This window comes from Saccharibacter sp. EH611, from assembly GCF_009834765.1.
Lineage (GTDB): Bacteria > Pseudomonadota > Alphaproteobacteria > Acetobacterales > Acetobacteraceae > Saccharibacter.
This window is the reverse complement of sequence record NZ_WVHP01000001.1, coordinates 237,253-260,205: the sequence shown is the minus strand read 5'-3', so window position 1 is coordinate 260,205 and position 22,953 is coordinate 237,253. Positions and strand designations below refer to the sequence as shown.

General features: G+C 50.7%; 24 protein-coding genes and 1 tRNA gene. 8 read left to right on the top strand and 17 right to left on the bottom strand.

Annotation, left to right across the window (positions count from 1 at the left end; genetic code table 11):
• Nucleotides 1–295: 295 nt before the first annotated feature.
• Genes GS535_RS01205 through GS535_RS01195 form a run of 3 tightly spaced genes read right to left on the bottom strand, consistent with a single transcriptional unit; the run spans nt 296 to nt 3,329 of the window.
• Complete coding sequence (locus tag GS535_RS01205; protein ID WP_160791524.1) at nt 296–1,369, bottom strand: MFS transporter; 1,074 nt, start codon at nt 1,367–1,369, stop codon at nt 296–298.
• Between the two features lie 23 nt (nt 1,370–1,392).
• Entirely contained in the window at nt 1,393–2,289 is an 897-nt protein-coding gene (locus tag GS535_RS01200) for a hypothetical protein (protein WP_160791525.1), read from the bottom strand.
• A gap of 11 nt (nt 2,290–2,300) precedes the next feature.
• On the bottom strand, nt 2,301–3,329 hold the full coding sequence (locus GS535_RS01195) for a toxic anion resistance protein (RefSeq protein ID WP_160791526.1): 1,029 nt from the start codon (nt 3,327–3,329) through the stop codon (nt 2,301–2,303).
• Between the two features lie 219 nt (nt 3,330–3,548).
• Between GS535_RS01195 and GS535_RS01190 the strand changes: the two genes are divergently transcribed.
• The 4 genes from GS535_RS01190 (at nt 3,549) to GS535_RS01175 (ending at nt 7,621) form a co-directional block, all read left to right on the top strand.
• A complete protein-coding gene (locus GS535_RS01190; protein ID WP_160791527.1) occupies nt 3,549–4,250 on the top strand; it encodes a VWA domain-containing protein in 702 nt (233 codons plus the stop codon).
• Between the two features lie 63 nt (nt 4,251–4,313).
• Nucleotides 4,314–4,988 carry a TerD family protein gene (locus GS535_RS01185; RefSeq protein ID WP_160791528.1) on the top strand — a complete coding sequence of 225 codons (675 nt, stop codon included), beginning with the start codon at nt 4,314–4,316 and terminating at the stop codon, nt 4,986–4,988.
• Nucleotides 4,989–5,072: 84 nt separating this feature from the next.
• Nucleotides 5,073–6,107, top strand: a complete 1,035-nt coding sequence (locus GS535_RS01180) for a DUF475 domain-containing protein (protein ID WP_160791529.1) — start codon at nt 5,073–5,075, stop codon at nt 6,105–6,107.
• A gap of 443 nt (nt 6,108–6,550) precedes the next feature.
• Entirely contained in the window at nt 6,551–7,621 is a 1,071-nt protein-coding gene (locus tag GS535_RS01175) for an SDR family oxidoreductase (RefSeq protein WP_237442147.1), read from the top strand.
• Between the two features lie 357 nt (nt 7,622–7,978).
• Here the strand turns inward: GS535_RS01175 and nfsB are convergent, their stop codons facing one another.
• The 8 genes from nfsB to hisB all read right to left on the bottom strand — a co-directional run bounded on the left by nfsB (nt 7,979) and on the right by hisB (nt 13,318).
• The gene (gene nfsB / locus GS535_RS01170) at nt 7,979–8,644 is read right to left on the bottom strand and encodes an oxygen-insensitive NAD(P)H nitroreductase (RefSeq protein WP_202401550.1); all 666 of its coding nucleotides are present in this window, start codon (nt 8,642–8,644) and stop codon (nt 7,979–7,981) included.
• A gap of 335 nt (nt 8,645–8,979) precedes the next feature.
• Nucleotides 8,980–9,055, bottom strand: a tRNA-Glu gene (locus tag GS535_RS01165).
• Between the two features lie 71 nt (nt 9,056–9,126).
• Nucleotides 9,127–9,504, bottom strand: a complete 378-nt coding sequence (locus tag GS535_RS01160; RefSeq protein WP_160791531.1) for an HIT domain-containing protein — start codon at nt 9,502–9,504, stop codon at nt 9,127–9,129.
• A 13-nt stretch (nt 9,505–9,517) separates the two neighbouring features.
• On the bottom strand, nt 9,518–9,862 hold the full coding sequence (locus GS535_RS01155; RefSeq protein ID WP_160791532.1) for a phosphoribosyl-ATP diphosphatase: 345 nt from the start codon (nt 9,860–9,862) through the stop codon (nt 9,518–9,520).
• A gap of 17 nt (nt 9,863–9,879) precedes the next feature.
• Nucleotides 9,880–10,641, bottom strand: a complete 762-nt coding sequence (gene hisF, locus GS535_RS01150; protein WP_160791533.1) for an imidazole glycerol phosphate synthase subunit HisF — start codon at nt 10,639–10,641, stop codon at nt 9,880–9,882.
• Nucleotides 10,635–12,005: a 1-(5-phosphoribosyl)-5-[(5-phosphoribosylamino)methylideneamino]imidazole-4-carboxamide isomerase gene (hisA, locus tag GS535_RS01145; protein ID WP_160791534.1), complete on the bottom strand. Its 1,371-nt coding sequence runs from the start codon at nt 12,003–12,005 to the stop codon at nt 10,635–10,637. Before hisA ends, hisF begins: the two co-directional genes overlap by 7 nt.
• Before the next feature lie 35 nt (nt 12,006–12,040).
• Nucleotides 12,041–12,688: an imidazole glycerol phosphate synthase subunit HisH gene (gene hisH / locus GS535_RS01140; RefSeq protein WP_160791716.1), complete on the bottom strand. Its 648-nt coding sequence runs from the start codon at nt 12,686–12,688 to the stop codon at nt 12,041–12,043.
• Nucleotides 12,689–12,715: 27 nt separating this feature from the next.
• On the bottom strand, nt 12,716–13,318 hold the full coding sequence (gene hisB, locus GS535_RS01135; RefSeq protein WP_160791535.1) for an imidazoleglycerol-phosphate dehydratase HisB: 603 nt from the start codon (nt 13,316–13,318) through the stop codon (nt 12,716–12,718).
• Nucleotides 13,319–13,423: 105 nt separating this feature from the next.
• On the opposite strand from hisB, the gene GS535_RS01130 reads away from it, so the two are divergent.
• The 3 genes from GS535_RS01130 to GS535_RS01120 all read left to right on the top strand — a co-directional run bounded on the left by GS535_RS01130 (nt 13,424) and on the right by GS535_RS01120 (nt 15,783).
• Entirely contained in the window at nt 13,424–14,038 is a 615-nt protein-coding gene (locus GS535_RS01130; protein WP_160791536.1) for a nitroreductase, read from the top strand.
• On the top strand, nt 14,038–15,258 hold the full coding sequence (gene ubiM / locus GS535_RS01125) for a 5-demethoxyubiquinol-8 5-hydroxylase UbiM (RefSeq protein ID WP_160791537.1): 1,221 nt from the start codon (nt 14,038–14,040) through the stop codon (nt 15,256–15,258). The genes GS535_RS01130 and ubiM overlap by 1 nt, the downstream gene beginning before the upstream one ends.
• Nucleotides 15,259–15,336: 78 nt before the next feature.
• Nucleotides 15,337–15,783 (top strand): hypothetical protein, encoded by a 447-nt coding sequence (locus tag GS535_RS01120; protein ID WP_160791538.1) that lies wholly within the window; start codon nt 15,337–15,339, stop codon nt 15,781–15,783.
• Nucleotides 15,784–15,876: 93 nt separating this feature from the next.
• On the opposite strand, the gene GS535_RS01115 is transcribed toward GS535_RS01120, so the two are convergent.
• The 6 genes from GS535_RS01115 to GS535_RS01090 form a co-directional block, all read right to left on the bottom strand.
• Nucleotides 15,877–16,188 (bottom strand): TRL-like family protein, encoded by a 312-nt coding sequence (locus GS535_RS01115; protein ID WP_160791539.1) that lies wholly within the window; start codon nt 16,186–16,188, stop codon nt 15,877–15,879.
• 299 nt (nt 16,189–16,487) lie between these two features.
• Complete coding sequence (locus GS535_RS01110) at nt 16,488–17,162, bottom strand: RluA family pseudouridine synthase (protein WP_160791540.1); 675 nt, start codon at nt 17,160–17,162, stop codon at nt 16,488–16,490.
• Complete coding sequence (locus GS535_RS01105; protein WP_202401551.1) at nt 17,162–20,095, bottom strand: DNA translocase FtsK; 2,934 nt, start codon at nt 20,093–20,095, stop codon at nt 17,162–17,164. The genes GS535_RS01110 and GS535_RS01105 overlap by 1 nt, the downstream gene beginning before the upstream one ends.
• Nucleotides 20,096–20,230: 135 nt before the next feature.
• Nucleotides 20,231–20,848, bottom strand: coding sequence for a 16S rRNA (guanine(966)-N(2))-methyltransferase RsmD (rsmD, locus tag GS535_RS01100; protein ID WP_160791542.1), 618 nt, complete (start codon nt 20,846–20,848; stop codon nt 20,231–20,233).
• 3 nt (nt 20,849–20,851) lie between these two features.
• Nucleotides 20,852–21,631 (bottom strand): pseudouridine synthase, encoded by a 780-nt coding sequence (locus GS535_RS01095; protein ID WP_160791543.1) that lies wholly within the window; start codon nt 21,629–21,631, stop codon nt 20,852–20,854.
• A 62-nt stretch (nt 21,632–21,693) separates the two neighbouring features.
• On the bottom strand, nt 21,694–22,335 hold the full coding sequence (locus GS535_RS01090) for a LysE family translocator (RefSeq protein ID WP_160791544.1): 642 nt from the start codon (nt 22,333–22,335) through the stop codon (nt 21,694–21,696).
• A gap of 92 nt (nt 22,336–22,427) precedes the next feature.
• Here GS535_RS01090 and GS535_RS01085 point away from each other — a divergent pair, with 92 nt between their 5' ends.
• Entirely contained in the window at nt 22,428–22,904 is a 477-nt protein-coding gene (locus tag GS535_RS01085; RefSeq protein ID WP_160791717.1) for a nucleoside deaminase, read from the top strand.
• The last annotated feature ends 49 nt before the right edge of the window (nt 22,905–22,953 follow it).

The window sequence follows — 22,953 nt, the reverse complement described above, 5'->3', positions numbered from 1 at the left end:
CGAATAAAAGCAAAAAGAAAAATTTACTCATGAGCACATACCTTAATAATAGATTGCGTCATTCTCGTTCCTCTTCTGTGTCTTCTTATGCTTCCTATAATAGGGCATTGATAGGTTGCGCGCACTAAAAGGGATATGTTTTTTATTTTAAATTTCTTCCATCATAGAGAAAAATTACGGTTCCCGACTGTACACGCTTGTTGCTGAAGTGTGGAGATGTATGGCGTTAGAGGTCTTCAGTCCCTAGGCTACTAAGAGCCGCTTGCGTGTAGAAATGTTGTAAAAGAATCCGATCTTATATGAGCATGAGCAAGAGAGAAGCGATGCTCATCGCGATGGCGTTGAGAATGTTATTGCCTGCGGAAATGGTGGATGTTGCGCCCTGTGTCCTTTCAATAAGGCGTGCGTAAAACTGGCTGGAACATAAGCCTGCTGCGAAGCCCCCGAAAATGAGAAAGGTCAGGTCTGTTCTCCACGAGAGATTACAAAAGAAACCGACAGAAGCGAGGAGCATAACGATAAAAACAGATGTGGAGATGTGCCGATTGTTGGGGATGAGGCCTGCACAAAGCGCCCCCACACCAAGGGTTAACGTCGTGCTGAGCATGAGCACACTTGCGGCGTGTGGTTCTGATATGGGTAATGCAGCATGTTGGGCAAGCTGATGCATAAAAGGGGGGATGAGAGTGACTAATGCTGAAGCCACTCCCCAAAAAAGGCTGAGTAAGAGCGCAACGCCCATTTTCCCTGCATGGTGGGTGACGTGGATCATATGACGGAGGCTTGAGAGCCAATGAATGTTGATTGGTTCATTGCCTTGAGAGGGTGAGCGGATCGCTAAACTAGAGCTGATTCCGATAAGGGCCATGACAAGCATAGTGACACAGAGCCACATGGGTGGAAGCAGACTTGCAAGGGCTGTGCCTGCAAGGATGGCCATGAAGGTGGCGCCGTCTAGGAGACCGTTTGCAGTAACAAGATGGTCATCAGACGTTAGGTCTGGCAAGAGACCCAGCTTAACGGGAGAAATTAAGGTGATTTGTACACCAAAGGCGATAAGGGCACTGAGCATAAGGGGGATCGTGTCAGTGAGGATGCCGATGCTGCTGAGAAGCACTGCAACGAGCTCACTATATTTGTAGCATTGTAATAAGCGCGTTCGTGGGAAATGATCGCCCAAACTTCCTGCTAGAGGCGAGAGAATAAGGTAAGGAAGCACAAAAGAGAGCGTAGCCACGGCACCTACCCAGCGGCCATGACCGATAAGGTGAAGGAGAACAAACGTCTTCATCATATTGTCGGTGAGAGATGTCGTCACCGTGGTAAGGATGAGCGCGCTTATGGAGCGGTGTGAAGATAAGAGGGGCATAACGTGCTCGGTGAAAAGGGTGCTTATCGTGAAAGGAATTCTTTGATTTTTGAAAAGAAGTGAGCGTCTTTCTCTTGTGCTAGGGCGGTGGTTTGTGTGGACAGCTGCTCAATTTGGGTAATCAAAAAGGTCAGAATACGGTCGCATCCTTCAAGTTCACGGTTAATACCCTGTCGGTGATTCTCTAGCTGAGACTGTTGTAAGAGCGTATCATTGAGGAGAGTCGATAGAACGGTGCAACGTTCCGCAAGTGGTGTAAGCAAACGGTCTTCGTGTGGCGGTAGCTTTTTTTGAAAAAGGGTATGCGCCTGTTGGAGCGCTGCAATAAGGCGTTTTAATGTGTGGGTGTTGGCTTGTACTTTGGCGTATTTCTCCGCAAATGCGCGGTCTTGCTGAGTGAGCTTCTCTTGTAAGGCTATGATCCGTCGGCTGTAATCACGCAAATAGACATCCAAAGGGCGGTCTTTGAGTAGGCGGTTGCGTTTGCGTGGTTGATGCCACCCGTCAGCAAGGAGGGTGATGTGCTCTGAGAGAGCGGCAAACTCGTCGCGTTCTTGCAGGTCGATTGTTGCGATCCAGTGGGCGATAAGACGGTAGGCTTCTTCTTCTTGGCGGCCAATCGCGCGTATGCTGTGAGGGTGGTTCAGAGTAATGGATAAAAGAATGGTCTTTTCATAGTCAGGGCAGGAGAGCTCGCTGGGCGAAAGGCGTGTACGTAAGGGGGCTGTGACAGAGGCTTCTGTTACGGTTCGATCTGTTGGGGGCGGTGGGACAGCGACGGTTGATGGACGTGGTGCCACTTTTGAGGCAGTGGAAGACTCGGCATGTGGCACCGGTACTGTGCTGGCGCGCGCTTGAGGCGATGTCGTGCTGTTTTGTGGAGGGGGTACGGTACTAGGCCGTTTGGAGGAAGACACCATAAGAAAATGGATTAACGCGGTGCGTTAAGAGATGTCGAGTCCTGTTGGGCAATGGTTTTGTGGTAATCTTCTTGAGCGGCTTGCAAACGTTTCAAATCTGCGGCGCGTTTTTGTTCCCCATCTTGTTGAATTTGGCGGACATGGATAATGGTTTCTTTCATGGCTTCTTGCGCCTTGATCAGACGGTCGAGATCAATGGTGCCACGTTGTTGATGTTGGGCTACTTGCCGTGTGGCTTGATTGAGCATTTCCGCACGTTTTTGTCGCAAATTATTGGTGCTTTCTGCAACAGCATCAAGTTGGCGCACTGTTTCGCTGCTACGCTCAATAGACAGCGTATCGGCGAAAAGATTGCGATATTCTGTTAACTGGGAAAAAAGCGCGTCGTGAATGCCGCGAAAGAGGGCAAGAATATTATCTTTAATCCCCTCTTGTGTCATAAGATCTTGGCTAAGCGCTGCGAGCGTATCTTGGATGTCGTCGCGTTTACGGCGGGCTAGTGCGAGGCTGCTGTCAAATTTTTTAAGAGTAGCAACAGCGAGCGGATCATTGGTATCAAGGCTTTGTTCGAGCTCTGCTCTTTTTTTCTCAGAGTTCTCAATAAACTGTTCCATTGCTTGAAGATTTAGACGCTCTTCTGTGTAAAAAGAGCGAATATCCTCAATGCGCTTTTCGGCACGGATGCCGTCATCACGATGGATTTCTGCACGTTGGCGGAGGTTGTTTTCGAGCTGCTGAATGTTGCTTTCAACGGAGCGATATTGCTGCTTGATCAGCTCGATTTTATTTTTTCCTTTGCCCAGCCAGCGTGAGAGTATGGAGGTCTTTTCTTCTCCGGGGGATACGTTATTGACGGTGTTGAGCAATGAAGTGAGAAATTTACCGGTTTCGCCGGTATCTTTGGTCATCAACGAGGCCAAGAGTGCTTTTGAGGTATCGGCACGTTTTTGGCGGATGGAGAGGTCGATCGTGTCGATGCTGTCCGGGGCGTCGAGTGTTAACGAGGCCAGCTTGGCTTGAATTAAAGAAGCATCGGACATGACCAAACCTTTCAAAACTGTGAGCGGATCACTCATCTTCTCTTAACAAGAAAATATCGAAAAGCGAGGGGGGAAGCATCTTTTTTCGTTTTATGAAAAGGATTTAATAATGTTATAATAGCTCCTTAAGTCTTATATAAAATATTGTCCAAACGCTATTTTCAGTATGCGAAAAACACCTTATGGAAAATGTAGTTGTCATTAGAGTGGATGCGATACATGTCTGACCTTGTTTTTGATCTCAGCAAAAAGCTCGAGTTTCAGTTAGAAAAAAATGATGTATCGCGCAATATTTCGTTACGTGTTGGCTTCGCTCTTGATGCCTCAAGCTCGATGGAACAGGACTATGCGAGTGGGCGTATGACGCGTTTGAATGAGCGTATTTTGCCGGTGGCCTTACGGTTTGATGATAACCGTTCCCTTGAGGTCTGCGCGTTCTCTAAAGTGGCGTATGCTTTGCCTGATATGACGGCTGAGAACTATCAAACTTATATTGCAGATCATATTATGCGCGATTTTTATCGTTTGTCTGGTGCAACTTATTTTGCACCAGCACTGGCGTATTTTATTCATGAATGGGGTAAAAAAACCTCCATTATGGGAGCTGTACGTCGCTTTTTTACGCCGTCAGCACGTACAGAATCTTCAGAAGATCCAGGCTATATTATTTTGCAAACAGACGGCTGTAATTTTGATAACGACGAAACTATGGCCCTTATCCAATCGTTAAAAGAAAATAATATTTTCGTGACCTTTGTAACAACAGGGCCAGAAGCGAACCGTCAGCGTACGGAATATTATGCTCAGTGCTCAACAAATGTTGCAACATTGCATATTGAAGAATTGTCATATGTCTCTGATGATCGTCTGTATGCGTCTTTAGTCAGTCCTAAACTGGTAACATGGTTGCATTCTTTGTAGTGTCTTCCTCATCATACCTGTTGAGATGTGATCGATATAGATGCAGTATAAGGTTTAATAGTTATGAGTGAGTTAGCGTTTAATCTTTCTAAAGGGATGACATTTGACCTCGAAAAGGCACGTCCAGGACTTAAAAAGGTTCGTGTTGCGCTGAAATGGAAGAAGGTTAAACAAGGTATATCCGAAGCAGATGCAGACTTGACGGTGGTTGTGTTAGGAAGCCGGGCCGCTGCTGAAAGTGATTCCGCAGCCATTGCACAAGGTCAGAAGGATGCTCAACGTAAGATTTATGCATCTGACCCGGCCTGGGTTCTGTATTATAACTCCCCCCAAACAACGCTTGATGATGGCACAGCGGTTAAGGCGACACCGGGGCAAGAAATTGTTCACTGGGGCGACAACCGCACAGGGGGTGACTTTAATGGCGTAGATGGTGAGCAAGTTGATATCAACTTTGAAGGAATGCCTGAGGGGGTGATGGAAGTGTCCATACTTGGCACGATCTATGAAGGGATGGAACGGAACCAGAATTGGAACGCCCTAGAAGCCGTCTTGGAAATTACGGATCTGACAGATGATCGTATGATTGCGCGCTATGAGCTGGAGCATGATTTCCCGACTGATACGGCTGTCCAAGTTGGGGCATTTATTCGCACTGGGCCAGCGACATGGGAGTTCCAAGCGATTGGTAGTGGTAGCCGTAGTGGTCTAGGGCATTTCTTGTCCTATTGGAGCTAGAAACGCTGCCGTCCTGTTATGATTGTGTAAGAGGGAGTATAGGCGTGGAACGGGCATTATACTGTTGATTAGAAAAGGGAAGCTATGAGGCATTTCTATCCTGCCATCATCGTGTCTGTGGTGGCATTACTCATTGGTGTGGCGTTTGGCTATATTACTCAACCGAGCGTGGCAGGAGCACTGCTTGGAGCGGAATCTGTCATCATTCTAGCGCTCATGGAAACAGCAGAATCAATGGATAATGCCATTGTTGATGCCCGTATTCTTAAGACCATGACGGAGAAATGGCAGAAGCGCTATCTGACATTTGGAATGCCTGTTGCCGTTCTTGGAATGCGTTTCCTTTTCCCTGCTGTGATTGTATCCGCTATTGCGGCGATCACACCTTGGGAGGCGATTACCTTAGCGTTTAAGGAGCCTCACCATTACGCTGAGATTATGACAAGCGCGAAAAATAATATTTCAGCCTTTGGTGGTACATTCTTGCTGATGATTGCGTTGTCTTATTTCATTGATGAAGACAAAGAAGAGCATTGGCTGACATGGGTTGAGGCGAAAGCGGCTCGTTTAGGGGGCGTTAGTGGTTTTTCAGCAGGGGTGACGCTTTTGGCGTTGTTGGTCACGTCCTTCGCGGTGGCTGATCTTCGGCAACGTTGTGATCTTTTGCTGTGGGGTGGGATCGGTATCGTGAGTTATGTCCTCATTAAGGAGGTTCTCAGCTGGCTCATTGGGGATGCTCAGAGTACGAATACAGCGATGCGTGGTGGTTTTCTGACCTTTTGCTATCTCGAATTTATTGATGGTTCTTTTAGCTTTGATTCGGTTATTTCTGCGTTTGCGATCACAAATGATCCCGTTATTATCGCAGCAGGCCTAGGTGTTGGGGCGATGGTGGTGCGTTGTATGACATTGGCAATGCTGCGATCGGACACGTTGGCGGAATTTTCTTATGTAGAGCATGGTGCTTTTTATACGATTTTAATTCTCGCGATTTTGATGCTTGTGTCTATTTTTCATGATATTCCTGAGTGGTTAACAGGTAGTATTGGATTGGTTCTCATTGGTGGTAGTTTTGTGGCTTCCGTTTGGAAGAATAAGCAAAATGCTCACAGTCCTTAATGCAGGGGGTAGTTCTGTTCTAGAGGCTGTTAGTTCTTGATGTAGTGTGCTGTGGAATGGCTAAGGCATATTAAGCTTCGACGGTCAGCTTTTGGTGGAACCAGAACGGTGCGACATGGTTTTTCTTGATGGCATGGTCATCCACAGCCATCACAGGATAACTAGGACGAAAAAAGATACAGAAACATTGTAGGGATCGCGAAGCTGACTGATCGTATCAATGTTGATCTGTCCTATATTGGTCAATATGGGAACCACTCTGTTGATAGTGGGGCGCAAGCGAGTGTTTCTGCGGCCTTCTAAGGCCGCAGCATTGCTGGTTTAAGCGTTGTTTGGTTGAAGAGACGTTTGAGAGCATGTCAGGGTAGCGGAGAATAGTCTGGCGATTCCGTTCTCCTAATGGGGAAATGGGATCGTGGAGATGGATATAAGGAAAACGCTCCATGACTAATACACGTCGCGATGACATCCATGATGTGACCTCTTCTTCCCAGATGACGACACGAGAAGGGGCTTCGCCTGTTGGTAGGCGAGCGCTCCTTTCGGGAATGACTGCGTTAGGATCCTTATCAGCCTTGTCGTCGGCACAGGCTGCCAAGAAAGCGGTGAGCACGACCTCAGCAGAGGCGGCTCCCCTGCAAGACCCTGTTCATCATTATCCTTCGCCACCTTTTCATCAGCCACTACAATCTTGGCCGGGACTGCAGAGTTCTATGACCCCTCGTCCTGATTGTGGAGAGAAGAGCTATAAGGGGGCAGGGCGTCTTTCTGGACGAAAGGCGCTTATTACAGGGGGTGATTCCGGTATTGGACGTGCTGTTGCGATTGCTTATGCGCGAGAAGGTGCTGATATCGCCATTAATTATTTGCCGAAAGAAGAAAGTGACGCTCAAGAAGTTGCGGCTCTTATGCGCAAGGCAGGGCGTCAGGTTGCGCTGATACCAGGAGATTTACGTGAAGAAACATTCTGTCAAACATTGGTTCATAATGCTGTAAAGCAGCTGGGAGGCCTTGATATTCTCGTCAATAATGCCGGACGCCAGCATTATTGTGAGGATATTTTAGAGCTCACAACCGAAGAGTTCGACTGGACGCTTAAGACAAACATCTATGCGTTGTTCTGGTTGGTGAAAGCGGCTGTGCCTCATCTTCCTAAAGGGGCTACGATTATTAATACAGCATCACGCAATGCTTACGCGCCTAACCCTATTCTTGTTGACTACGCTATGACGAAGGCGGGGATCGCCAACATGACGCATAGTCTCGCCCGACAGCTTTTACCACGTGGTATCCGTGTGAACGCGGTAGCTCCCGGCCCATTTTGGACACCCTTGCAAGTGTGTGGGGCACAGCCGCAGTCTGTGGTGGAGCATTTTGGCTCTGAAACAGCGTATCATCGTCCCGGTCAACCTGTTGAGATCGCGCCCATGTATGTAACGCTTGCATCGCAAGAAAGCAGTTATGTTACTGGCCAAGTTTGGGGCATTACGGGAGGTGACGGCTCTCCGGGCTAGGTACACTGATAACGGTAGTAGAAGCTCATGGTGGCAACTAAATATAAGGTATTATGCTCTCAACCGTTCTGTGTATGAGCTCAGGTAGGCAGAGAAGAGAGGCTGGTCTAGAGTACTGCCCGTTATGTGACACCTGTGTGTAGGGATCGACCAATTTAGCGAGAGCAGTAAGGCTTCTCTTTGTTGTTACTTGTTTGAGAGGTTCTTTATGGCGACGCTTCGGTTTCGGCGATTGCACATTTGGCAGCGTTTTTTAAGAAAGTAAGATAGGCTTCGCTCATGATCCGTACAGAACGTTTTTCCTTGATGGCAAGAAAGCGCCTGTGCGGATCATGGATAAGGGGCTTTTGTGAAGGTTTATGCTTTGGAGAAGACTGTTTCATATGCCAGACGAGATTTGGGGCGTTTGGCGTTGGAATCATCGTCTGAATGATAGCCTAGTGTGACCACGACCAAGGGGGTAAGCTTTTGTCGTGTGAGGTCGAATTCCTCCGACATAATGGTGGGATCAAACCCTTCGATTGGGGTTGCATCAATGCCCATTGATGCTGCGGCGAGCAATAAAAACCCTTGGGCGAGATACACTTGCTTTTGGTTCCAATGCTCCACATCTCCGGCTTGGCGATGTAGGCCAACATAATGCGTCAGTGCTTCTTTCCACGTTGTAAAGGCTTCCTCTGTCGCAAAACGACCGTCTTCTTTCTCTTTTTCAAGAAGTGTTGTCAGATATGTATCGGACAATTCTTGGCGTGCGCAGAGAAGCACGGCATGGGAGGAACCGGTAATTTTAGGGCGATTATAAGCTAATGGGCTCTGCTCAGGGGTCGCTTTCGCGAGCCGTTCTTTCCCGGCATTATCATCAGCAACGATAAAATGCCAAGGCTGTGCATTGACCGAAGATGGGCTTAAACGCAAGGCTTCTAGAAGCTGGGCAATCGTTTCATCAGGAATACGACGGTCATTGTCATAGGCCTTAGTTGTGTAGCGTTTCTGTAGGGTATGAAGCAGTGTCACTGTTCTCATCCTTTCTTATAAAGTTATTGTTCTATTTTAATCGAACCATTGAGTCGTGACAAAGATTTTCTTGAGGAAGGGGTTTTCACAGAATATGAAATCAGGATAAGTATATATGGTATTTTTACTTTTAATATGAGTTCTATTCTATGTGTGGTCGTACGGAGACGGTAGCATATTGCTATAATAGGAACAGATTGGAAGTTGCTGAAATGGCACATTCACGATAATCATGATATGGGGCTCGATGCTCGCCAGCGACAGACAAGCCCAAAACGTGGTTTTGTAATGGTCTTATATCGTCGTACTTTTATATGAATAGCCAAAAAATGACAGCTTTGCGCTGGTGTCCCGTACGGGATTCGAACCCGTGTTGCCGCCGTGAGAGGGCGGTGTCCTAGGCCTCTAGACGAACGGGACTAAAGGCGTGAGCGTCTTTTAGGGGAGTTGGCGCCGGAGTGCAAGAGCAAAACAGGCACTCCGGTCATATTTTAGGTGTTTGAAGGGCTTAAAAGCGGGCCAAGAGCTTTCCCACCCAGCATATGGATATGAAAATGTGGGACTTCTTGACCGCTGTCAGGCCCAATATTGCTGATAATGCGGAAGCCATGATGAATGAGTGAATGCTCAGCAGAAATTTTATCTACGAGCTTCCAGAAATCAAGGATCTCGTCGTTGGATGCCCGAGAGGTGAAGTCGTGGAAGTCCGTGTAAGCACCGCGAGGGACGACGAGGATATGTACTGGTGCTGCTGGTGAAATATCGTAAAAAGCGAAAGAATACTTGCTATCGCAGACACGTTCAGCGGGGATTTCACCGCGCAGAATGCGGGCGAAGACGTTATTAGGATCGTACTGTGCGTTGCTCATGAGAACTCTCCCCTCAGGGCGTATTTTTAGGGCGTGATGCTTTTTCTTCAATGCCGCTTGTGCCTTCACGGCGCTCAAGCTCTGCCCAGACATCGCTAGGCTTCACCCCAGCATCAACCCACATCACGACGAGATGATAGAGCACATCGGCACTTTCACTAATGAGGGCATCGCGGTCTCCGTTGACAGCCTCAATGACACATTCAACGGCTTCTTCACCGAATTTTTGCGCAATCTTGTTCCGACCTCGTGCCATCAGTCGTGCTGAATGACTTAAAGAGGGGGAAGCGTCTTTACGCGAAACAACGGTATCGAACAAACGTTCGAGCACGTAGCGGGCTTGAAGATCTTTGCTCATCACATTCTCACTTTATATTATCGTCCGAGACGCACAGGCAAGCCTGCGTTGTGCAGGGCTGCTTTGACATCATGGATCTGGAATTGCCCGAAATGGAAAACACTGGCGGCGAGTAACCCACTGGCTCCTGCTTGTGCTCCTTCGATAAAATGTGCGTATTCTCCAACACCGCCTGAGGCAATGACAGGGACAGAAACGCGGCTACAGACAGTTTTCAGGAGTTCTAGATCAAAGCCAGAGCGCGTTCCATCGCGATCCATACTGGTGAGCAAAATCTCTCCAGCGCCGCGCTTAGCCATGTCTTCTGCCCAAGCAACGGCGTCTATGCCGGTCGGCTCGCGCCCGCCTTTGGCGTAAACTTCCCAACCGCCTTTGCCATTAGAGCGTGCATCAATGGCCACTACAATGCATTGGCTTCCAAAACGCTCTGAGGCTTCATTAATCAGCTCAGGTGTGCGGATAGCCGCTGAGTTGATGGCGCATTTATCGGCTCCACTCAGTAGGAGGCGGCGGACATCCTCACACCGACGCACGCCCCCACCAACGGTGAGGGGGAGAGAAACCTCCGCTGCGGTGCGTTTCACAACGTCTAAGATCGTATCGCGATTATCAGAGCTTGCCGTGATGTCGAGGAAGGTGAGCTCATCAGCGCCCGCCTTATCGTATAGTTTGGCTTGCTCAACGGGGTCTCCTGCATCACGCAGAGAAACGAAATTAACACCCTTTACGACGCGGCCATCGGCGACATCTAAGCAGGGGATAACGCGGAGTTTTAGCATGGAGCCTCCAGCACCTTAAGGGCGTCGGGAAGAGAGATCCGTCCATCATAGAGGGCTCGGCCTACAATAACACCCTCAATCCCTGGTACATCCTGAGCGACATTACGGAGAGCTTTAAGGTGGTCAAGATTACCCACACCACCGCTAGCGATAACAGGTATAGAGACGCTGCGGGCCAGCTCAGCTGTCTGCTCAAGGTCGAGCCCTTCTAACATGCCGTCACGGCTAATTTCGGTAAAGATAATGCGAGCGACCCCGGCATCTTCCATACGTTTTGCCAAATCAGTGGCTGTTAGTTCGGAGACTTCCGCCCAGCCTTCTGTGGCGACACGTCCTTGGCGCGCATCAATCCCAGCCACGACACGCCCCGGCCAAGCGCGGGCAGCCTGCCGCACGAGGTCTGGGTCTTTCACCGCCGCAGAGCCGAGGATAACACGGCTGACACCGGCTTGCAGCCATCGTTCGATGGTACGCATGTCACGCAGGCCACCGCCTAGCTGCACAGGCAAGGCTGTGTTCGCGACGATTTTTTCTACTGCATCGGCATTGGCGGAATGGCCGGCAAAGGCTCCGTCGAGATCCACGACATGGAGATGAGTGCATCCTGCATCAGCAAAAAGCTGTGCTTGAGCGGGGGGATTGTCGGAGTAATGAGTGGCGTCATCCATTTCTCCCTGTCGTAGGCGGACACAGGCACCGCCCTTGAGGTCAATGGCCGGGTAAAGCGTCAACCCTGAAGGGGCTGGGGACGCTGCGGGTTCATCATGTGATGCTGCTGAAGCAGCAGGCATATCAGCGGGCTGCCATTGAGCGACTTCTTGTTCGGGCACAACGAGTTTGGAAAAGAAAAGACCGCGCACTGTTTGTCCTTCGATACGTGTGTAATAGGGATGCGTCCCCCAATGGGTAAAACCGAGCTTGGCTATCAGTTGGATGGCTGCATGCTGATCTTCTCGAACTTCGCAATTAACCACCTTAGAGCCACGGCGCTGTGCTCGTTTGACCATCGTCGTGATGAGAGCCAAACCATAACCACGGCGGCGTGCATAAGGGGCGATGAAGAGCGACGACAGGCAGGCTTTAGGGCTGTAGAGCTCAGAACGTGAGGTCGGATGAGCGAGCAGGCCGGCACCGCAAATTACCCCTTCATGGTCACGCACCAAAAAGAGCTCACGTTCTGGAACGAGGAGAAGCCCTTCAAAAAAGCGCTGCATGTCCTGAGGGCCGGGCGGGTAAAGCCAACCGAACGTGCCACCATCGATAATGGCAGCCGTTGTGGCTTCAATCAGAGCGTCCATATCTTCCTGGTTAAGGGGAGAGGTGGCGCGGTCTATCCTGATACCCTCAGAGGAAGGAGATGTCATTGACAGCTTTTGAGAGGGATTGAACGCCATCTCTGTCACGATTGGGGCGTCCATTGTAGGAAGTTGCCGAGAATAGTGAGACCAACCTCTTGGCTTTTTTCAACGTGGAACTGTGTGCCACAGCGTGACCCGCGGGCGACGATTGCTGGAACAGTCTCCCCATATTGTGTGGAAGCGATGATATCAGCGTTGTCGGCCCCATGAAGGGCATAGGAGTGGACAAAATAGCCATGCTCACCGGGGGAAAGCCCTTCTGTTAGGGGGTGAGCGCCGGGTGTGAAGTCTAGAGTGTTCCATCCCATATGAGGCAGGCGCATTCCTGCTTTTTCGGCTTCGACCATGCGGCTGACATGGCCGGATATCCAGCCAAGCCCTTCAGTGCGCCCATGTTCAAGCCCATATTGGCTCATCAGCTGCATACCGACACAGATTCCCATAAAAGGGATTCCGCTCTCCGTTGCGCGTTCGATCAGTGGGCGAAGGTTGTCTTCTTCAAGCCCACGAGCGCAGTCGGCAAAGGCGCCTTGGCCGGGTAGAATGAGGCGGTCAGCATGCTCGATAACGCTTTCTTGGCGGGAGATAACCACCTCAGCCTCAATCCCCCGGCGTGCAGCAGCACGACGTGTCGCTTGAGCGGCGGAGGCAAGATTCCCTCCATTATAATCAATGACGACAACGCGCATCATGAGAAAAACTCCAAGACCGGGGGGTTATAGAACACCTTTAGTGGACGGAATCGTGCCTTCGCTGCGTGGATCAGGCGCAATGGCCATTCGTAACGCGCGTGCGAAAGACTTAAACGCACTTTCAGCGATATGATGGGCGTTTTTCCCACTCTTGCAGGTGACGTGTACGGTGAGATGGGCAGCCATAGCAAAAGCACGAAAGAATTCTTCCACCATTTCGGTTGCCATTGTGCCGATCATTTCGCGCGGGAAGGTGACATCCCATGCTAAGAAGGGACGGCCTGAAACATCCACAACCGACTCGCATAAAGCTTCATCAAGAGGAACAAGGGCATAGCCGAACCGTTCAATTCCGCGCTTATCACCAATGGCTTGACGGAAAGCATCCCCGAGAGCGATCCCGATATCTTCAATCGTGTGATGATCGTCGATATGGAGGTCGCCCTTCGCGTGAACGTCAAGGTCTAGGCCGCCATGACGGGCTAGGGCGTTGAGCATATGGTCAAAAAAACCAACCCCGGTTGCAATCGTACCTTTCCCCTGTCCATCAAGACAGAGGGAGACGGAAATATCGGTTTCGCCGGTGCGGCGAGTCAGGCGAGCGCTGCGTGATGTGTGCGTATTCATAATAGCCTTGCTATACCAAGGCTTGGGTCTTTTCCAAAGGTTGCTTCTAAAAAGAAGAGAAACGACATTAAGTGTTTGTCTCTTTTTGATGGATAAGGAAAGCTTATGACATCGTCAGTGCCCCACTCAAAAACGGCTTTTCAAGCGCTGTTAAGCCGCTCATCAACCGATGACCTTCTCACTCCTGCCCCGCAAGGAGAGCAGCTTGAGCGTATTCTTTCAGCGGGAGTAAGGGCGCCAGACCATGGGAAGTTGCGGCCTTGGCGCTATATCGTCGTGCAGGGAGACGCTCGTGCCGCTTTGGCGCATGAGGTGGTGGCAGCACTGGAACGCCAAGCCCCAGAGACGCCAGAGAAGAAAAAAGAAAAGATGGTGCACCGTTTTTCTACGATGCCAATGGTGATCGGGCTAGGGATGGCTTTACGTCCTGATGGCAAAATTCCCCTTCAAGAGCAGGTAATGGCCAGTGCGGCTGGGGCGATGAACGTGCTCAATGGCTTGCATCTTGAAGGGTTTGGTGGTGTTTGGGTGAGTGGGGTCTATTGTGACGACCGCACATTGCTGACTCGCCTTGGTGTGGATGGCCTTGCAGGTTTTTTGTTTGTGGGAACACCACAAGAGCCTGAACGTGTAAAACGCCGCCCTGATGTGGCTCATTACATGGTAGATTGGAACGGTCTGGGAGACGTGTCGTTCCCAGTGGATGAGAGAGAGAGCTGATGACCACAAAATCACAGACTGCTGATGGATCCTATGATGTCATTATTGCAGGAGGTGGCCCGGCTGGTCTCGCAAGTGCGCTCTCCTTTGCTTACGAGGGCTGGTCGGTGTGTGTGGTGGAACGTGCACCTGAGAGAGTGCTGGCTGATCCCTCTTTTGATGGGCGTGAAATTGCCCTGACGCACCATACAATCCAATGGCTTAAAGATTACGGAGCATGGGAGTTTATTGACTCTCATGCTGTTAGCCCACTGGAGACTGCACGGATTGAAAGCGGTACAGATAACGGCCCTCCTTTGCTTTTTCAGCCACCTGAAGAAGCGCAAGAGGCGGGGGAAGCGCTTGGTTATTTGGTCGCCAACCATCTTATTCGGCGGGCTCTTTACCAAGCTGTTGCCCAGACGGTAGGGATCACGCTCTGCTGCGATCATTCTGTGACGTCTTACCGTGCAACGCGCCGTGATGTGACGGTGCGTCTGGATGATGGGCAGATGTTGACCGGTCGTCTGCTGGTTGGGGCTGATGGGCGGTTCTCACGTGTGCGTGACATGGCGGGCATTGGAGCGATCGTGCATGATTTCGGTCGTGATATTCTCGTTTGCCGGATGCGTCATTTGCCATCTCACGAGCAGACGGCACTGCAATGGTTTGATGAGAATCAGACTATCGCGCTGCTTCCCGTTGCACCTGATGGTGGCATAGGGGATGTGTCATCTCTTGTTCTGACCTTACCACCTGATGACATCGCTCGCCTGAGAGCGGCTCCTGATGATGTTTTTAATACGGAGATTACCGAGCGCACAAGGGAAAGGCTTGGGATGCTTCGTATCGTGAGTGAGCGCATTACCTATCCGTTAAAGGCTGTATATGCCCATCGTTTCCAAGCGCAACGGTTAGCTCTAATTGGGGACGCTGCGGTTGGGATGCATCCGATTACCGCTCATGGTTTTAACTTAGGCCTTAAGGGGCAAGAAACCCTTGTGCGTGAGATACAGGCCGGCACAGGTGATCCGGGTGATTCACGGGCATTATTCCGTTTTGCGCAACGTCATCGTCGCGATACATTTCCTCTCTTCGCGGCAACGAATGCGATTGCGGTGGCCTATACGCGTGATGAGAAACCGTTCCTCATGGCACGCCGGGCGGGATTGGCACTCGCAGAGCGTCTCTCACCCTTTAAGAAGGCGGTGACGCGCATGTTGATGGATCCAACGCGTTAGACTGACGGAACGTCAGTGCTTTTCCCCTATGAGCATAGTTGGTGGGATTTTAAATGATGACTACGTTAGGAGTGTGTCATGGCATATAAAGGTCTCTTCTTTTCGTGTGTTCTTGGTCTCAGTTGGGCAACGGCCTCTCATGCTCAGAATACAGACACAGCCCCTCAGGTTGTGCAAAAAGTCGCGGATATGACAAACCATAGTGGGATATTGCCACTTCCTATAGGGGACGCTTTATCCGTCACACATTTGGAGGGGGCTGGCTCTGACCTTATCTATGATGTTGAGATTAATAAAAAAGCTTTGAACAAAGATGCGCTTGATCCGAACTTAAAAAGTGCAGCACAGCATGCTTTCCTAAAAAGCACCTGTGAACGTAAAACGAGTTATATTCTTTTAAATAAGGGCGTTACGGTTGTTGTGAACTATCGGAAGGAAGCGACCTCAAAAGTTCTTCTAAACTTGCGTATTTCAAAGAAGGACTGTGATGCTTATCAAGCAGAGAAAAGTTTGCAGAAGCATTAATGAATAAAGACGGCAATTATTTTCTATAATAAATTTTATATTTAATTAAAGTAATTCCACCCGAAAGAATATTCTTTCGGGTGGTACTCTTTCTTAGCGTCCGTTTACGTGAACGCATGTCTTCCCAAAGAAGGGGTAAAATCCATTGGTGCTATAATCAACAGACGAAACAGTATTAATGTCTGCTGAGCGTTTTGCTGTAGCAATAGACGCGTCGCCCTTGTTGATCAGTCCGAGCACGCTTGTGCTGCAGGCATGGCCATTTTTAAGGCCTGTTGGTTGCGATGTTGCACTGATAGGGCCTTTTACATTGGTGATAAGACCAGTACTTACAGGTGTAAGGCCGCCGGCACAGCCGGAGAGAGCAACAAGCAGAGCGGTGGAAGCAAGTGTTTTTTTAAGCATTATTTACTAATCCTTCATGCAGGGTGAAAGCTCATATGATAATTATAGATAATAAATATTTTCATAATGTCGTTTTTTACTTTTTATAAAAATATCGGAGAGCAGATGAAATATTAATTTTTGATATGGTTAAGAAAATATATTATACTTTGCTAGGCTTTGAAAATTGCCTTCCCTATATAAAGGGATGAGTACGCTCTGCCTTAGCAGAACGGCATATGTGACATCATAAAGAAGCCAAAGCTGCACAAAAGTGCGGAAACAGAGTGATCGGGAACCTGCTAGGTTCTTGAAAATATTTACATGCTTGAAATAAAATATTGCATAGAGGCGGTAGGTGGAGCTTCTGCTGCGATATGCGTGTTAGAAAGCTCAAGGCGTAATGAGCGAGCGAGAAGTTGCATGGGGCCTTGGGATGGTTTCGTTCCATAAAGCGTATCGCTGACAATAGGAGTGCCCAGAGCTTGACAATGGAGGCGGGCTTGATGGGTTCGCCCTGTTAAAAGGCGCAGCTCTAGCCAGCTTTTCCCGTCATGATGGCCAAGGAGGCGCCAGTGTGTCTCAGCGTTCTGTGCGCCTTTAGCCGCTGGAGTGGTCACTTCCATATGCCAGCGCCCGTGGTGCGTGACACGATGCACGGGCATTGTGATGTGTCCCTCTGTGCCGTTGGGTTTGCCCTCAACAATAGCCCAATAGAGTTTCTGTGTTTGGCGAGAGGCAAAGGCGCTTTGGGCGTCTATCAAGGCTGTTTTGCGTCGTGCGATCAGCAAGCACCCGGATGTGTCGCGGTCTAAGCGATGGACAAGCCATGGCCCACCGCGTTTTTGCGGTGTGAGCCGTGTTTCAACGGAATCGATTGTTTGGGGGCCGGGATGGACGGCAAGACCTGCGGGCTTATTCACCACGAGGAAATGAGGATTTTCGAAAAGAACAGGAAGTTCTTGCCCTAGTTTAAAGAGGGGAGGGGGCGCCATTAGTCCTCATCCTCGTCATCATCTTCACGGAGAGCCGAGCGATCCATCAAGACATTGCGGCGCCCAACATGGTTAGCCGAGCTGATGATGCCTTCGCTTTCCATTTGGTCAATGATATTGGCCGCACGATTATACCCGATGGAGAGGTGACGCTGCACGAAGCTGGTGGACGCACGTTGTTCACGCACAACCAGATCAACCGCTTTATTATACATCTCATTATTACTGTCGCCGTCACCGCGGCCATTGCCACGGCTAGGGGCGGGCTCTTCTGGTTCATCAGCGGTGACGTCTGCGTTATAAACGGGTTCGCCCTTTGTGCGTAGGTCAGCCACAACGGCTTCAACCTCTTCATCGCTGATGAATGGCCCATGGACACGCGTGATGCGCGCGCCTCCTTGCATGAAGAGCATATCCCCACGCCCTAAAAGCTGTTCACCGCCTTGTTCGCCCAAAATCGTGCGGCTGTCATATTTATTGGTGACTTGGAAGGAGATGCGGGTTGGGAAGTTGGCCTTAATCGTCCCAGTAATAACGTCCACTGATGGGCGCTGCGTGGCCATAATGACGTGAACGCCAGCGGCGCGCGCTTTTTGAGCCAAGCGGAGAACGGATGCTTCAATTTCTTTCCCGGCGACCATCATCAGATCCGCCATTTCGTCAATAACGACGACGATATAAGGTAGATGTTCAATTGGCAGACGATGTTCATCAAATACAGGGCGCCCTGTCTCAGGGTCGAATCCTGTCTGCACGCGACGTGTAGGGGTTTCTCCAGACGCTTTGAGGCGACGGATGCGGTCATTATAGCTGCTGATATTACGTACTTGATGGTCTGCCATCAGTCGATAGCGACGATCCATCTCCTGCACGGCCCATTTTAGAGCGCTGACAGCCTTGGGAGGTTCTGTCACGACGGGGGTCATGAGGTGGGGGATGCCGTCATAAACTGATAGTTCAAGAATTTTCGGGTCAATCAGGATAAGGCGGCAATCTTCCGGGCTTAAACGATAAAGCAAGGAGAGGATCATGGCGTTGATCCCAACCGATTTACCTGACCCAGTCGTCCCGGCAACAAGCAGATGAGGCATCTTGGCAAGGTCTGCGTAAATCGGTTCCCCAGCGATGTTTTTCCCCAGCGCAAGAGGAAGTTTAGCTTTGCTTGCTTTCCACCCATCAGCATGAAGAAGATCGGGGAAATAGACGGTTTCACGCGTTTCATTGGGAACCTCAATCCCAATGGCGTTCCGCCCGGAGACCGTAGCAATGCGCACGCTTAGAACAGCGAGGGTTCGTGCAATATCGTCAGCAAGGCCAATCACGCGTGAAGAGCGCACACCAGGGGCGGGTTCAAGCTCATAAAGTGTAACGACAGGGCCGGCGCGGTATTCATTGATTGTGCCCTGCACACCATAATCATGGAGTACATTTTCTAAAAGCTGAGCATTAGCCTGCAGACTTTCCTCTGACGGGCCGATTAGGTCGCTATCAGGAGGCGGGTTCAGCAAGTTTAAAGATGGAGGTAACCAGCCGGACGAAGCGGCAGGGAAAGGAGCGGCCTCAAGTCCTTTCCCACTAAGAGCATGACTTGGCGCTGCGGGTGCAGGCTGGGGGGCTGCCTGTGAAGGTTGAGCAGAAGGAAAGGGAGCTGACGGCGCAGGTGTTTCGTCACTTTCTTTAGCGCGGCTGAGGAAGCGTTTAAGGAAGTCAGCTGCTCCTTCTGTGGGGTGAGCTGCGGAGGAGGGCGCAACGGTTGGAGGTGTTTCTTCAGGCTCGTCAAAATCATCATCGTCGTCAAGTATGGAAGACGTGGTGGGTTTGGGGGCAGGTCGTTCACTATCGCGTTGAATATGGGCCAGCATCACGCCGTAAGGATTGCTTGGTTTGTTTTCCTCTTCCTCCGCAGTCGGTTCTGCAGGGGTGGCTTGTTGCGGCTTTTCCTCGCCTTGGTGCCACGGTGAGGGCTGTTGTGGTGGCTGCATCCAGGGTTGGGAAGATGGAGGCGTCTGTGGAGAGGTGCTCCCGGTTGTGGAGGCGATCCGTGGGTCTTGACGGGCCATGTTGCGGCGAAGGAAGCCAGAGGGAAGAGCCGCTCCGGCCATCGTCATCGTTGGACGATGCATCGGTGCGCCAGATTGCGGGTTATATAATTGTGGTTCGTTGGGGCTGCCGGTGACGTCTTGTATTTGTTTGGTGCGTAGGAGCCGTGCTGGAAAACGCACAACAGCTAAAAGACCACGACCGACTAACCGCCATTCATGTGTATGCAGTCCCATGGCTAATGGAACGAGAATGGTCATGAGGATAAGTACGAGAAGGAGCGAGGTAATACCGCCCATAGAGCCCATCTCACCTGTGGCGGCATTGAGCAAACGCCGCGCGAGGGAAAGTCCGACTTGACCACCGAGGCCGCTTTCAGCCGGCCAAGCAATATTTAGCCCAGGAAGTGTAAGCTGGCAGGTGCCGATAAAAAGTGCGCCAATTGGGAAGAGAAAAAGCGCTGAAAGCAAACGGACGAGAGGGGCTCCCAGCGCGTGATGACGCACGAGACGCCAGGCCCAAGCACACAGAACCAACACAGGGAGCATGCTGCTGAGGCCGAGCCACTGAATGAGGGCATCAGCAATTGTTGCACCGGTGCGGCCGAGAATATTAGTGGGTTGTGTTCCGGTTGCGGTATTAAAAGAAGGATCGTGCGGATTAAAGCTCAGCAATGAAACAGCGATGCCGACCGCTAAGAGTAAGAGAGCTAGCCCGAGGAGCTCCATCAAGCGTGCAGAGAGTAAGCGTGATAGAGGTGAATCGTGCCAGTCGGACGCGTCGGTATCATAGGCGTCGGACTGATGAACCGTATGCGTTGACGGGCGCCGTGACGATGGAAGAAGCGCTTTGAGTTTCTGCGTTAGTTGAGTCTTAGAGACCACCCGGGACATCCTTAAGCATCGCTGGAGGGGCAGAGATTAGCGTATATGCGCTGATTCTGAAACGACGGTATTTGATCTTCTAACGGTGTTGGGCGCTATACCATTAAATCGTAAAGAAAAAGGGATAGAGGATGGTTTCGTTCATCAGGAAATATGGGGCGTATGTTGCCATATTGTGATGCGTCCAACTCCAAAAGATCGTTGCGCGAGTGGGACGGGTGGTGGCGCGCTGTTCCCGGGGTAAAGATGCGCGTGGAAGGCTTCAAAAGGCTCGTCATCTTCTGATTGAGGGGCTTGCTCGGTTTCAGCAACAATGAGCGCCCCTTCGGCAACCCAGCCAGCACGGCTGAGCGCGCGTAGCCCCTTCTCGACCAAGCCTTTATGGTAGGGCGGGTCTAGGAAAATGAGCGTATGCGCTTTGGGAGCTTTTGGTGGATGCGTGACATCGCACGCGCGTAGGCGCGCACGTTCACTGAGCTTGCAGGAGAGCAAGTTATCACGAAGCGTATTAACGCCTGTGCGGCTGCTTTCCATGAAAGTTGCAAAGCGTGCACCGCGTGAGAGTGCTTCAAGCCCGAGCGCTCCTGTGCCAGCAAAAGCGTCTAGTACAATGGCTTGTTCAAGCTGTTCACGTCCATACCACGGGGCGTGCATTAGCATATCAAACACAGCTTGCCGCATTCGTTGAGAGGTTGGGCGTGTTGTGGCTCCCTTGGGAGCGAGAAGAGTGCGGCCGCGCTGGGCTCCGGCAATAATACGCATAGATTAGCGACGTTTCGCCTTGGTCATTTTGTCAGAAAAGCTCGGGATTTGGTCTGCCAGTACTCGGCTTGGCACTTCCTCAAGTTCGCGCGCCTTTAGGGAGCCAAGGATAAACGGCCCGTAAGAGAGGCGAATAAGACGGCTTACATGGAGGTTAAGCCCCATCATCACGCGTCGAATCTCACGGTTTTTCCCTTCTCTTAGGCTTACGGTAAGCCAAGAATTATCGCCTTTGGTGGAATCAAGCGTTGCGTCAATAGGCCCATAGCGCACCCCATCAAAGGTGGAGCCTTTTGCAAGCTGGGCCAGGCGTTTTTCGTCCACAAGCCCAAAGACACGCACGCGATAACGACGAACCCACTGACGTGATGGAAGTTCTAATTCCCGCGCAAGTGCGCCGTCATTTGTGAGAAGGAGCAGCCCTTCTGAATTTAGATCCAACCGCCCGACACTGATGACCCGAGGCATCGCCTTAGGCAGTGAGTTAAAAACTGTAGGACGTTCTTCTGGGTCATGGTGGGTTGTGACCAGTCCAGAAGGTTTGTGATAGCGCCAAAGACGCGTATGCTGAGGGGGATCCACGGGTTTCCCATCGACAATGAGAATATCGTGGTTCTGTACAAAGGTCGCAGGATGGGTGACCGCATGTCCATTAAGGGAAATACGCCCCTCGTCGATCATGCGTTCAGCATCGCGGCGACTGGCAACGCCACGACGCGCTAGGGCCTTGGCGATGCGCTCGCCGCGTTGTGTATCAGATGAAGAAGCTGAAGGATCGGTCATATGCACAGACATACCCCGTGGGCACTACGGTTTGCAATCCAGCTTGTGTAAATACTGTGCTTCTATGAAGAGCGTGACGTTATAAAATGTCCGCCTAAGATGAAGAGTGTTGCACCACTCAGGCGATCTATCCAATGACGGAAGCGCTGAAACTGTGCTGCAACTGGACGTTGGCTTAATAGGAGCGCAACGCCGCTAAACCATAGAAGGCTGAGGCCCATCATGAGCCCAACACAGCTAAGGCCTGCATAAAGAGGTGTATGAGCTGGGATCGAGGTTGCAAAGAGGGACGATGTAAAAATAGGGGCTTTAGGATTGGCAAGGTTGGTGAGCATTCCAGTGCGGAACGAGTGCTGCTTCGTTTGAGGAGAGTCATTAGTGTTATGCAAAGGGGCGGGATGTTTTGTCATGCCCTGGCGAAGGAGCTGCACGCCCAAATAGCAGAGATAGAGGCCACCAGAAATTTTTAAAAGCGTGTAGAGAAGAGGGGACGCTTCAAAGAGAGTGTGAATACCGAAAAAGCCTGCCAGCCCCCATAGTCCGATTGCAATGGTAATGCCACAAGAGACTTTAAGAGCAGCGACGCGCCCTTGCATCAGCGCTGTGCGTAGCACCATTAAAAAATCCATGCCGGGCACAATAATCGCCATTGTCCATAAGGCTGTCACATTGGCAAAGATAAGAAGCAGGCTTGCGTTGCTCATAGGGTGTTCCTTGAAGGGGAAGGCACAGTGTGGATTATGACGGATTGGATAGAGTTGTGAAAGAGGGGAAGAAAGTTTCGCTATCGCAAGCGATGCAACAGGCTTTGTCGCTTGCACGTGAAGCGTCCTCTGCGGGAGAGGTACCTGTTGGTGCCGTGGTGTTGTCCCCGAAGGGGGGAGTGCTTTCTGTGGCGCGCAATCAGGTGGAAGGCGATTATGATGGTTCCGCTCATGCAGAATTATTGGCGATGCGACGTGCGGCTTCTGTGCTGGGTTCTGCGCGTTTAGTGGGGTGCACGCTTATTGTCACATTAGAGCCATGCCCGATGTGTGCGGCTGCTATAAGTCATTTCCGTGTAGCGCGTTTGGCTTATGGGGCCTATGACCCCAAAGGGGGCGCTGTGGATCATGGGCCGCGTTTATTCCAGCGTGATTATTGTTTGCACAAGCCTGAGGAAGTCATTAGTGGGCTGTGTGAGCGTGAAGCGGGCGCGTTACTGACACATTTCTTTCAGCTGCGACGCTCTAGAACAATCCCTTCAATTACAGATGTTTCATCTAAGGGTTAGTTGCAGAAAATACCCAACATCCCATATTAACAATACTCTCTATTTTCCA

Coding starts and splice junctions, on each gene's coding strand:
- GS535_RS01180 (WP_160791529.1), top strand. CDS start 5,073: ATGAGGCATTTCTATCCTGCCATCATCGTGTCTGTGGTGGCATTACTC.
- hisA (WP_160791534.1), bottom strand. CDS start 12,005: ATGACATCTCCTTCCTCTGAGGGTATCAGGATAGACCGCGCCACCTCT.
- GS535_RS01175 (WP_237442147.1), top strand. CDS start 6,551: ATGACTAATACACGTCGCGATGACATCCATGATGTGACCTCTTCTTCC.
- GS535_RS01095 (WP_160791543.1), bottom strand. CDS start 21,631: ATGACCGATCCTTCAGCTTCTTCATCTGATACACAACGCGGCGAGCGC.
- GS535_RS01115 (WP_160791539.1), bottom strand. CDS start 16,188: ATGCTTAAAAAAACACTTGCTTCCACCGCTCTGCTTGTTGCTCTCTCC.
- GS535_RS01130 (WP_160791536.1), top strand. CDS start 13,424: ATGACATCGTCAGTGCCCCACTCAAAAACGGCTTTTCAAGCGCTGTTA.
- GS535_RS01120 (WP_160791538.1), top strand. CDS start 15,337: ATGGCATATAAAGGTCTCTTCTTTTCGTGTGTTCTTGGTCTCAGTTGG.
- GS535_RS01085 (WP_160791717.1), top strand. CDS start 22,428: ATGCAACAGGCTTTGTCGCTTGCACGTGAAGCGTCCTCTGCGGGAGAG.
- GS535_RS01110 (WP_160791540.1), bottom strand. CDS start 17,162: ATGGCGCCCCCTCCCCTCTTTAAACTAGGGCAAGAACTTCCTGTTCTT.
- GS535_RS01190 (WP_160791527.1), top strand. CDS start 3,549: ATGTCTGACCTTGTTTTTGATCTCAGCAAAAAGCTCGAGTTTCAGTTA.
- GS535_RS01195 (WP_160791526.1), bottom strand. CDS start 3,329: ATGTCCGATGCTTCTTTAATTCAAGCCAAGCTGGCCTCGTTAACACTC.
- nfsB (WP_202401550.1), bottom strand. CDS start 8,644: ATGAGAACAGTGACACTGCTTCATACCCTACAGAAACGCTACACAACT.
- ubiM (WP_160791537.1), top strand. CDS start 14,038: ATGACCACAAAATCACAGACTGCTGATGGATCCTATGATGTCATTATT.
- hisH (WP_160791716.1), bottom strand. CDS start 12,688: ATGCGCGTTGTCGTCATTGATTATAATGGAGGGAATCTTGCCTCCGCC.
- GS535_RS01090 (WP_160791544.1), bottom strand. CDS start 22,335: ATGAGCAACGCAAGCCTGCTTCTTATCTTTGCCAATGTGACAGCCTTA.
- rsmD (WP_160791542.1), bottom strand. CDS start 20,848: ATGCGTATTATTGCCGGAGCCCAGCGCGGCCGCACTCTTCTCGCTCCC.
- GS535_RS01105 (WP_202401551.1), bottom strand. CDS start 20,095: ATGTCCCGGGTGGTCTCTAAGACTCAACTAACGCAGAAACTCAAAGCG.
- hisF (WP_160791533.1), bottom strand. CDS start 10,641: ATGCTAAAACTCCGCGTTATCCCCTGCTTAGATGTCGCCGATGGCCGC.
- hisB (WP_160791535.1), bottom strand. CDS start 13,318: ATGAATACGCACACATCACGCAGCGCTCGCCTGACTCGCCGCACCGGC.
- GS535_RS01155 (WP_160791532.1), bottom strand. CDS start 9,862: ATGAGCAAAGATCTTCAAGCCCGCTACGTGCTCGAACGTTTGTTCGAT.
- GS535_RS01200 (WP_160791525.1), bottom strand. CDS start 2,289: ATGGTGTCTTCCTCCAAACGGCCTAGTACCGTACCCCCTCCACAAAAC.
- GS535_RS01205 (WP_160791524.1), bottom strand. CDS start 1,369: ATGCCCCTCTTATCTTCACACCGCTCCATAAGCGCGCTCATCCTTACC.
- GS535_RS01185 (WP_160791528.1), top strand. CDS start 4,314: ATGAGTGAGTTAGCGTTTAATCTTTCTAAAGGGATGACATTTGACCTC.
- GS535_RS01160 (WP_160791531.1), bottom strand. CDS start 9,504: ATGAGCAACGCACAGTACGATCCTAATAACGTCTTCGCCCGCATTCTG.